This is a genomic window from Parablautia sp. Marseille-Q6255 (assembly GCF_951230155.1).
In the GTDB taxonomy this organism is placed as follows: Bacteria; Bacillota; Clostridia; order Lachnospirales; family Lachnospiraceae; genus Choladousia.
Window position 1 is genome coordinate 272,791 of the sequence record NZ_CATNVD010000002.1, and the last position, 9,710, is coordinate 282,500.

Consider the following 9,710-nt stretch of genomic DNA (forward strand, 5'->3'; position numbering starts at 1 on the left):
TCAATCCCTCCCATCTGCCGGTAGCTGCCCTCCGGCAATCTTGCCGACAATTTCCGGACCGGTTTCATAAATCTGCATGAGGCGTTTTGCTGTGCCGCAGGGCTGTGCAGCTCCGCTGGTCCAAAGACGCACTGTGGATGGGGCAACATTCATCAAAAGCGCAAAGCCCTTTTCGTTCATGTCCAGCTTTTTCATCAGCGATTTCACCATATCGGGGCCGTAGTCTGGACACCGGGAAGCCTCGGCGATCATCTGCAAAGCGGTATTTTCAATTTTTTTCATTTCAAATCCTCCTGTTATTTGTTTGCCAGCCTTATGCCGGGGCAAAGCTGATTTGGTTGTGTTTCATCCTTTTGGCAAAGTCCGGCAGCGAATAATTTACCCCGTCAATTTCTGCATGGGTGTCATCCAGACGATGGCAAACAGCAAAGTGCCTATCCCCGTTTCCATAGAACAGGCAGAGTAAACCATTGTCAGGAATGGAAAACAGCGCTTTTCCGGCGCTGTCTGTAAAGCAGATCTGTTGAGATCCATTCATGTTGAAATTCTCCCTAAATTGAAACAGCCGCCTCTTTTAGGCGGCGTTGGTGCTGGCTGGTTTGCAGTTGTTCCCGAACCTGCAGCAATTTCTCATTGTAATCTTTTCCTATCCGGGGAGGGTTGACACTTACCCGGATATGACGGAAACGTTTATCCTCGTGAAGCATGGTCTTGATTTTCCGGGCATTGACAAATCCGGCAAGGTCGTGGTCCATATAAAGGGCAACACGCCGGATCTCCGGGTGGCGTTCCAGAAAAGAAGTCAGCGCCACATGGGAAGTACCTCCCAAAGACAAGCGGTAACCATTCCATTTCCATCCCTCCAGCTCTTGAAGCGTTGCATGGGAAAGCGCATCAATAGGGGCTTCAAAGACTGCCACATGCCGGCTGCCCGGACTTTGCGGGGGATAACAAAAGTTATATCCTTTGTCGCTGCCATAGACATCCTTTTTGAGATTGCCGCTGATACTGCGCATACAGGCGAACTTCGCTTTCCCGGAATCATCTTTCCCTACAAACACACAAACCGGTTCTCCATGATACTGGGCTTCGTAAAAAATCCCGGTTTGTAAACACTGGCGAATGACTTCTGAGCTGATCCCCCGTTTCTGCAAATAGGAGACCGCAGCGGTCGCGCAACGTCTGGCCCAGGGGAGAGAGAATGCTTTCTTTTCCGGTTCTTTTGATACCTGTATTTCTGCCGTATTTCGATAAGCCGGTGTATGTCGGATTTCGCCACCTACCAGAGCATGAACCGCATCCACAAGACCATATTCCCGAATCTGAATCAGGTAGTCCAGCGCATTGATACTCCGTCCACGGCTGTTCCAGTACCAGTACCTTTTCCCGGTCACATATACCAGACTGTCATGCTCCTTATGCCGGAAATTAGGTCCATCCCGTTTCAGCACGCCGGGTTCATGGAATTGCAGGTAAGTAAACAAGTCAGCTTCCCGCGCTGCCTGAATCTGTTCTTTGGTTACGCCGGGCATAGTACCGGCACAGTGTTTCTTTTCATTGTGCTTTACCTCCTGTGATGGAATGAAAAAAGACACCCAAAGGTGCCTAATAGCCGTACAGATCGTGATTGACCTCGGCACGGTAATAGCTGTCCATTGTAGCCGGGGCATTATACAGCGCCGCCAACAGGTAGGCTTTGATGTTTCCGACCTTCGTCGTGTTCTTGTCGATACAGTCAAAGACATACTCTAAGTGGCCGGAATTGATCTTCAGGAACCGGCTCTTGACGATCTCCCTCGGAAAATCATCTCCGGCAATGCGAATGTAAGGGCGTTTCGACAAAATCACTTCAAGCATAAGTTCAAGGGCTTCGTCCAGACGTTCCCTGCCATACCGTAAGACCAGTAAGTCATATTCGATATTTTCTTTGATGATTTCACGATAGGCTTCTATCAGCTCTATCCGATCCATCCCATCCGTGCGGCTTGCCGTTTCCGGCTCTGCCGGATAGATTGATGGATAAGTTATTGATTTATCTTTTTTTGATTTTTTTGTTTTTAATGGATTAGTATTTAATTGTGCCGGTTTTTCCTGTTCAGGTTCCACCTGTTTAGGTTTTGCCTGTTCAGGTTTTACCTGTCTTGGATTTTCCCGTTTAGGTGAAAACCCTGTGTTTTCGGTACTTACAGGCTGCTCATGGATTGTATATTCAATGTCTCCCAACTGCCCGTTATCATAGCGGAGGCGCTGTCTGGTGAGATAACCATGCCGCTCCAGTTCCTTCAGGGCAGTAGTGATAGAATCCACACCGTCCTTGCAGATATGGGCAAGTCCCTTTGTGGTATAATCCCAATCTTCCGGCAGCGACAGCATAAGTGATAAAAGCCCCTTTGCCTTTAAGGACAACTCCGTATTGCGCAGATGGTGATTGCTCATTATCGTAAAGTCCTTTGTTTTCTCTACACGGAATACTGCCATTGTATCGCCTCCTTTCTTCGATTATTCCGTTACAAGGCATGATCCCTGTGGTCATAATGGAGATGACCACCAGAGACCTTCGCATGGTTTTTCAGTTTCACTTCGCCCCGTTCCTGGCTCTCTAAAAATTTCTGATAGCCGGCATCTGTAAGGAACAAGCGCATCTTATCGCCTTTGTCGCCAACAGGGGAATCGTAAGACAGTACATCAAAAACGATCATGTGCCTTACCTCCGGGTCAAAACGTTCAAGCGCCATGATGTCATGCCCCTTCAATTTTTCTGCACCTGATTGCTGTCTGGCCTCGGCGATCTTTTCTCCAATCGTCCGGGCTGGATAGGGCAGACGGTAATTCTTCTGAATATCTTTTACCAAGTCCATGCACTCTGCATTTGACAGAACACGAAGTTTTGCCATAAGACCTTCTGCCGCCTCCCGCTGTTCGGAATTATTTGAATACCGCACGGTCATATAAAGTTCATTCAGGATCTTTGTCTGATAATCGCCCTCCACCTGAAAGAGCAGCTTTTTTTCCATTTCGTTTAATTCCATGTGGATCTCCTTTCTCTTGAAAATGTTTATAATAAAACGCCATAGGATTCAAATGAACCTATGGCGTTATAAAGTCAGATTTATTTGCGAATATAAGGTATTTGGTAGAGTAATCGTTACTGTAACGATTGATACAAAGTTAGAAAGTGCATTATAATTAGCACATGGATTTTGCTAATACCTTGCTAATTGGACGATGTATAATTAGCAAAAACCTCGTTATACAGGCAAGCACTCTTTAACAGATAGAACGCTCGAAAAAGCCCGTGGTTACAAGGTTTTTAGAGTATTGGAAGTCACATATCCGTATGACGTGCAAGGTGGTATGCCATACTCCTAAGCTGTAGTTGTGGGTTCGATTCCCGCAGGGAACGGTCTGAATAAGCTGTGTTTGCCGGAATCTTTGAAAAATCAGAGATTCCGGTTTTTTTGCGCGGCAAAAGGCGTATGACGCATCTTGCAATTTTTTATGTGATATTTTATACTAATATTGTTTATGAAAAAGTGGAACTATAAAAAGAAAAATGAAATATGAGGAGAGTTGATATGAAAAAGTGGAACTATTTGATCACAGGCCTGCTTGTTCTGTTTTTAATCCCTTTTTTACCGGGCACTGTTGGTTTTGCAGCGGAGGAAGAGACGCAGGAGGAGCAGCTCCCGGACGCTTATTATGATACAATCGAATCAAATGAGATTCCAGGCTGGCCGCAGGGGCCGCAGATCGAGTCGGCAGCGGCAGCGGTGATGGATATAGATACAGGTACATTTCTTTACAGTAAAAATGCAACGGAGAAGATGTATCCGGCCAGTACCACAAAAATAATGACAACGCTCCTGCTTGTGGAAAACTGTGATCTGGATGATGAAATTACATTTTCAGAAATTGTATATGATCTGGAAGAGGGAAGCTCCCATCTGGGTATCCAGCCGGGAGAAAAGATGACGCTCAGGGACGCCGCATATGGTATCATGCTGGCTTCTGCAAATGATATTTCAAATGGTGTAGCGGAATATATGGCGGGCAGTCTGAGTGGTTTCGCAGATATGATGAACCAGAAGGCGGAGGAGCTTGGGTGCGTAAATACACATTTTTCCAATCCGCATGGATTGTACAGTGATGAGCATTATACATGTGCTTATGATATGGCCCTGATCGCGCAGGCTGCATATAAAAATCCTGTTTTTCGTGAGATAGCGACTACGCGGGAGTATACGATTCCGGAGACAAATCTCACGGAAGAGCCGAGATCCTTTTTAAATCACCATAAAATGATGCAAAAGGATGAGTCGTATTATAAAAAGTGGTGTACAGCCGGAAAGACAGGGTACACATCGCAGTGTCTGAACACTCTTGTAACTTACGGAGAAAAGGGAGGAAAGCGTCTTGTCAGCGTTGTTTTTCGTGTAAATGGTGCAGATAAGGCGTATCTGGAATCGACGCAGATACTGGAATATGGGTTTAAAAATTTTTTGACAGAGAATCGAAAAACAGACAGTGCAAACAGAAATTTTTATGATATAATGGGTCTGAAATATCTGGGAACAGCGGGCAATCTGCAGTCTGATGTCTGGAAACGGTATCCGGCAGAAAATGCAGCGGTTCTTATTACAGTTCCCAAGACGGCAGATACGGGAGATCTGTCGTATGAGGTACGGGAACAGTCCTCTGATAAGACAGTAATTTCTTATAAATATAATGATGTGCCAGTAGGAACAGCAGAGGGGAAATTCGGCGCGGTTTATGCGCCGGCACAGCTGATCTGTGAAAGGGATGTCGAAATACTTCCGAAGGCAGAGCAGACTTCTTCTGATAATATACAGATTGAGAGTCTGGATGAGGTACTGACGCAGACTACCCAGGTATTTCGGACAGGATATGAATTAGCTGTTCGCTATGCGCAAAGGAATCCTCTTATTGTTTTAGTGGGCGGGGCTTTATTGCTGGTGCTTTTGATCATATTTATTATTGTCCTGTTTTTCCGGTGTACAGCAGAATCCAGAATCAGGAGGCGCAGGATACAGGAAGAAAAAGAACGGAAAAAGCGGGAAGAAGAGATCGAAAGAATGACTGCAGCAGAGATCGAGGCCGAGCTGCGGGCAGTGATGGAGCAGGAGCGTCAGAGGAAAGAACGCGAGGAGCTTGCAAAAATAGAGGCAGAGAAGGCTGCAGAATACGACAGGCTTATGGAAGAGAAAGCTCACGAGACGGAGAGGCTGATCGATGAGCTGGAAAAGGAGCGCATGGAGCGAAGGGCATCAAAGTAATAAGGGAAGTATAAATAGTTAATAGAAGGGATGGGTAAATTATGAACTGGGTTGCGCCGATCAAAGATGAAGAAACGCTGGAAAAGTTTAAAGCAAAGCTAAGAGAGATGGATGATAAATACTATATTATGTTTGAAATCGGGGTGGGAACCGGGCTTCAGCTTCAGGAAATACTCAAATTTAAAAATAAAGATATAAGAGGGAAAGACAGCATTGAAGCAAATATAGGTACAAAAAATATCAAGAGGACATTTTTAATACCGCCTGAATTAAAAGAAATCATCAATAAATATACAGAAGGAAAAGATCCCGAGGCATTCCTGATTCTGGGACATGCCAGTTCACCGGCGGCTCTGTCCAGAGAGCAGGCTTACCGTGCATTAAAGAGTGCGGGGAAGAGTATGGGGCTGACTTCGATTGGCGCGCAGACGATGAGAAAGACATTTGCATGGAGATATTATAAATCAACAGGGGATATTTATTACCTTCAGAATCTGCTGAATCATGCATCACCGTCTATTACTTACCGTTATATTGGGGAGAAACCAAATGTAGAGGTGTATCTGCGAAAAATGACTCCGGAAGAGAATGAGAGGAGCCGTTATATCCTTTATAAAAACGGGAACGGTAAAAAGCGTATTGAAACGCTTCAAAATGTGCTTTCAGAAATCAGCTCTGAAATGGATAACCCACTCAATAATGACGCATATTTTGGAAAGGTTGATTGTCTGTTAAAAGAAATGGAAGAGCTTGTGGAGAATTTTAAGAGAACAAAATAGGTACTCCATATATAAGGCAAAAGATGAGCCAGAGAATGCTGCAAATTGCAGATCTCTGGCTTTTTCTTTTTTTGTAAAGGGCAGCGTCAGTTCTGTCCGTTTGTAAAGCTTTTTTTGAGTTTTCGTTTTAGCTTTATAATTTCCTTTTTTTCGATGATTTCGTAGGCTTCCTCAGGTGAGACTGCCTTTAAGGTTTTGATCGCGTAATACTTGCCGTCAGAGCGCTGACGCAGCCTTATTTTACCTTTTAAGTATCCGTGCTTTTCACAGTATGCAAGACACAGATAGTTGCGGCTTCCGGCCGGAAACCACCGCACCTTTTTCTGTGCATTTTTTTTACATTTATAACAGACTGTAGAAGCAACTACACGGTCTTTCATGGCCTGTGTTTTTGTGTCAAACGGTTTAGACACCATCTTCACATAGGTTTCATAGGTCAGATAGATTTCCTGCCGGCGGTTCTGAGGCGTCCGGTAATAATCCACGGAAGAATTATTTCTCACCTGCTCTGCAGTCAGATGCTTCATAATAAGAGAAGTATAATATGCATCGCTCAGAGCGTTATGGAAGGCAATGTTTTTTGGGAGACGGAGAAAATCAACGGCAGATTCCAGGGAACGCCTTGTTTTCCGGTCTTCGTATACAATGCTGAATATTTTCTGAATGTCGAAATAAATCAGAGGAAATGGAAATGGTGATTTTATATGGTAATATGCAAGATTCCTCTGAAGCTCTGTCAGATCAGCAGGACCCCATGTGCAGAAAAGGGCATCCTGGCACCAGCTTAGAAATTCAGGGATAATTTCGGTGAAGGTTCTTGCTGATGCAAAATCAATGGAGCGAAGAGCAACGATTTCTTTTGTCTTATAATGAAGTTTTTTATAAACAGAGGGCTTGACGACTTCATGAAATTGCCCTGTTTCAGTAAAGGTTTCATCAAGTCGGACGGCGCCGATCTCAATAATCTCAAATGGAAGGGAGGAGTTTTCATCTTCTTTTCCGGTAGGACATTGATTCCACTCCAAATCCAAAATAATATAATTCATATCCGGTCTCCTGTATGTTGCTGACGATAGTATACCCATAATTTTTGTGTTTCGTCAAGTTGTATAGAAAAAAGAACGATTTTCGTCATTGTGCTATTATTATCAAAATTTATAAAATAACATAGGCAGAAACACCAAGGAGGAGGAAAAATATTTGTGTAGTTGTGGTATAGCGGAAAAAGAAAAAATTTAGTATACTTTTTACTATCAAAGCTAATGTAAGCTGATGTAGGAGGATGTCAGAATGGCAAGTTTATCATTATCACATATTAACAAAACATATCCGAATGGTTTTGAGGCAGTAAAAGATTTCAACCTCGAGATTGCGGATAAAGAGTTTATCATTTTCGTAGGACCGTCTGGATGTGGTAAATCCACAACACTTCGTATGATCGCAGGTCTGGAGGAGATCACCGGCGGTGAGCTGAAGATTGGTGACAGAGTTGTAAATGATGTAGAGCCGAAAGACAGAGATATTGCAATGGTATTCCAGAGCTACGCTCTGTATCCGCATATGACAGTATATGATAACATGGCATTCAGTCTTAAGCTGAGAAAGGTTCCGAAGGCAGAGATCGACAGACAGGTAAGAGAGGCTGCCAAGATCCTCGATCTTGAGAAGCTGCTTGATCGTAAACCGAAGGCTCTTTCCGGTGGACAGAGACAGCGTGTTGCTATGGGACGTGCGATTGTCCGTGAACCGAAGGTGTTCCTGATGGACGAGCCGCTGTCAAACCTTGATGCAAAGCTTCGTGTACAGATGAGAACAGAGATCTCCAAGCTTCATCAGAGACTGGGCGCTACGATCATCTATGTAACACATGACCAGACAGAGGCCATGACACTTGGTACCCGGATCGTTGTTATGAAGGATGGCGTTATTCAGCAGGTAGATACACCGCAGAATCTTTACAATGCACCAGGCAATCTGTTTGTAGCAGGATTTATCGGATCTCCGCAGATGAATATGGTAGATGCAGTTGTTGACGTTAAGGGCAACGACGCATATCTGAAGATTGGCAAGACAACGATCAAGCTTCCGGAGGCAAAGGCTAAGAAGCTGATCGATGGAGGATACAATGGCAAGACTGTCATCATGGGTATCCGTCCGGAGGATCTCTCAGATGATCCGGATGCAATTGCAGCAGCAGGCGCAGGCGTACTGGAAGCAAAGATTGAGGTATATGAGCTGCTTGGTGCAGAGGTTTATCTGTACTTTACAGTAGAAGGAAGCAACTTTACAGCAAGAGTAAATCCGCGTACAACTACCAGAACAGGGGATGTTGTTAAGTTTGCACTGGATCTTGAGAAGATTCATGTTTTCGATAAAGAGACAGAGCTTACAATTACAAACTAATACCCGTTAAATGTTGAGCAGGTATTGGGGGATTGCTGTTTGGCAATCCCCCATATTTAAAATACTGAATTTTACAGCGACAGTTTATTTTTAGACAGGATATCACTATATAGTGTATATATACTTGTGCAGATACAATATGTAGGTGAAAGAGAAAAAATAAAAAAGTGATAAAAAAGTAGTTGACAAATAGAGATATTCTGCATATAATAATACATGCGCTGTGAGGCGGCAAGTTAATAGAAACAGAAATTCAGAATCATGGAGAAATACTCAAGAGGCTGAAGAGGCGCCCCTGCTAAGGGTGTAGGTCGTTAACGCGGCGCGAGGGTTCAAATCCCTCTTTCTCCGTTTCATATTTCCAGTAAATATGAAAGAAAAAAGATTTGAAAAAAATCAAAAAAACTTGAAAAAGTTGTTGACAAACGAAAAAACATATGATAATATATCAGAGTTGCTTCGCAAGAGACAACAACAAAGAACCTTGATAACTGAACAGTGAAACAACCTTGAAAAATTCTTGAAAAAGTTTTATTCATGCTTATGGGAAAGCGCGAAGCGGTTTTCTGTAAGATTTCAAGGAACTGACCTTTAAAAACAGTAAAGGAAAGATAGCCAAGACGTTATCTGACCGAATCAAACACATTTATTATGAGAGTTTGATCCTGGCTCAGGATGAACGCTGGCGGCGTGCTTAACACATGCAAGTCGAACGAAGCATTTTAAAATGAGACTTCGGTGGATTTTTGAGATGACTGAGTGGCGGACGGGTGAGTAACGCGTGGGCAACCTGCCTTGCACAGGGGGATAACAGTTAGAAATAGCTGCTAATACCGCATAAGCGCACAGTACCGCATGGTACGGTGTGAAAAACTCCGGTGGTGTAAGATGGGCCCGCGTTGGATTAGCTAGTTGGAGGGGTAACGGCCCACCAAGGCGACGATCCATAGCCGACCTGAGAGGGTGACCGGCCACATTGGGACTGAGACACGGCCCAAACTCCTACGGGAGGCAGCAGTGGGGAATATTGCACAATGGGCGAAAGCCTGATGCAGCGACGCCGCGTGAGCGAAGAAGTATTTCGGTATGTAAAGCTCTATCAGCAGGGAAGAAAATGACGGTACCTGACTAAGAAGCTCCGGCTAAATACGTGCCAGCAGCCGCGGTAATACGTATGGAGCAAGCGTTATCCGGATTTACTGGGTGTAAAGGGAGCGTAGACGGCTTAGCAAGT

9 protein-coding genes, 1 tRNA gene and 1 rRNA gene (1 of these 11 running past the window's edge) are annotated in these 9,710 nt (G+C 44.3%); 5 read left to right on the top strand and 6 right to left on the bottom strand.

The window, feature by feature from the left end; all coding sequences use genetic code 11:
* Genes QOX44_RS03505 through QOX44_RS03525 form a run of 5 tightly spaced genes read right to left on the bottom strand, consistent with a single transcriptional unit; the run spans position 1 to position 3,029 of the window.
* On the bottom strand, positions 1 to 282 hold the full coding sequence (locus QOX44_RS03505) for a helix-turn-helix domain-containing protein (protein WP_005361060.1): 282 nt from the start codon (positions 280 to 282) through the stop codon (positions 1 to 3).
* Positions 283 to 313: 31 nt separating this feature from the next.
* Entirely contained in the window at positions 314 to 538 is a 225-nt protein-coding gene (locus tag QOX44_RS03510) for a hypothetical protein (protein WP_029731778.1), read from the bottom strand.
* Positions 539 to 551: 13 nt separating this feature from the next.
* A complete protein-coding gene (locus QOX44_RS03515) occupies positions 552 to 1,595 on the bottom strand; it encodes a DUF3991 domain-containing protein (RefSeq protein ID WP_283681295.1) in 1,044 nt (347 codons plus the stop codon).
* A gap of 10 nt (positions 1,596 to 1,605) precedes the next feature.
* On the bottom strand, positions 1,606 to 2,478 hold the full coding sequence (locus tag QOX44_RS03520; protein ID WP_283681296.1) for a DUF6017 domain-containing protein: 873 nt from the start codon (positions 2,476 to 2,478) through the stop codon (positions 1,606 to 1,608).
* Positions 2,479 to 2,507: 29 nt separating this feature from the next.
* Positions 2,508 to 3,029, bottom strand: coding sequence for a DUF5720 family protein (locus QOX44_RS03525; protein WP_129900155.1), 522 nt, complete (start codon positions 3,027 to 3,029; stop codon positions 2,508 to 2,510).
* Between the two features lie 546 nt (positions 3,030 to 3,575).
* Between QOX44_RS03525 and QOX44_RS03530 the strand changes: the two genes are divergently transcribed.
* Together QOX44_RS03530 and QOX44_RS03535 are read left to right on the top strand one after the other, a co-directional pair.
* A complete protein-coding gene (locus tag QOX44_RS03530) occupies positions 3,576 to 5,294 on the top strand; it encodes a serine hydrolase (protein ID WP_283681297.1) in 1,719 nt (572 codons plus the stop codon).
* Between the two features lie 41 nt (positions 5,295 to 5,335).
* Positions 5,336 to 6,073: a tyrosine-type recombinase/integrase gene (locus QOX44_RS03535; protein WP_283681298.1), complete on the top strand. Its 738-nt coding sequence runs from the start codon at positions 5,336 to 5,338 to the stop codon at positions 6,071 to 6,073.
* 86 nt (positions 6,074 to 6,159) lie between these two features.
* Here the strand turns inward: QOX44_RS03535 and QOX44_RS03540 are convergent, their stop codons facing one another.
* Positions 6,160 to 7,119 carry a 3'-5' exonuclease gene (locus tag QOX44_RS03540; RefSeq protein WP_283681299.1) on the bottom strand — a complete coding sequence of 320 codons (960 nt, stop codon included), beginning with the start codon at positions 7,117 to 7,119 and terminating at the stop codon, positions 6,160 to 6,162.
* 244 nt (positions 7,120 to 7,363) lie between these two features.
* On the opposite strand from QOX44_RS03540, the gene QOX44_RS03545 reads away from it, so the two are divergent.
* The 3 genes from QOX44_RS03545 to QOX44_RS03555 all read left to right on the top strand — a co-directional run.
* Complete coding sequence (locus QOX44_RS03545) at positions 7,364 to 8,476, top strand: ABC transporter ATP-binding protein (RefSeq protein WP_283681300.1); 1,113 nt, start codon at positions 7,364 to 7,366, stop codon at positions 8,474 to 8,476.
* Positions 8,477 to 8,739: 263 nt separating this feature from the next.
* Positions 8,740 to 8,827: transfer RNA gene (locus QOX44_RS03550), tRNA-Ser, on the top strand.
* A 296-nt stretch (positions 8,828 to 9,123) separates the two neighbouring features.
* Positions 9,124 to 9,710, top strand: a 16S ribosomal RNA gene (locus QOX44_RS03555); it runs 945 nt beyond the window's last position.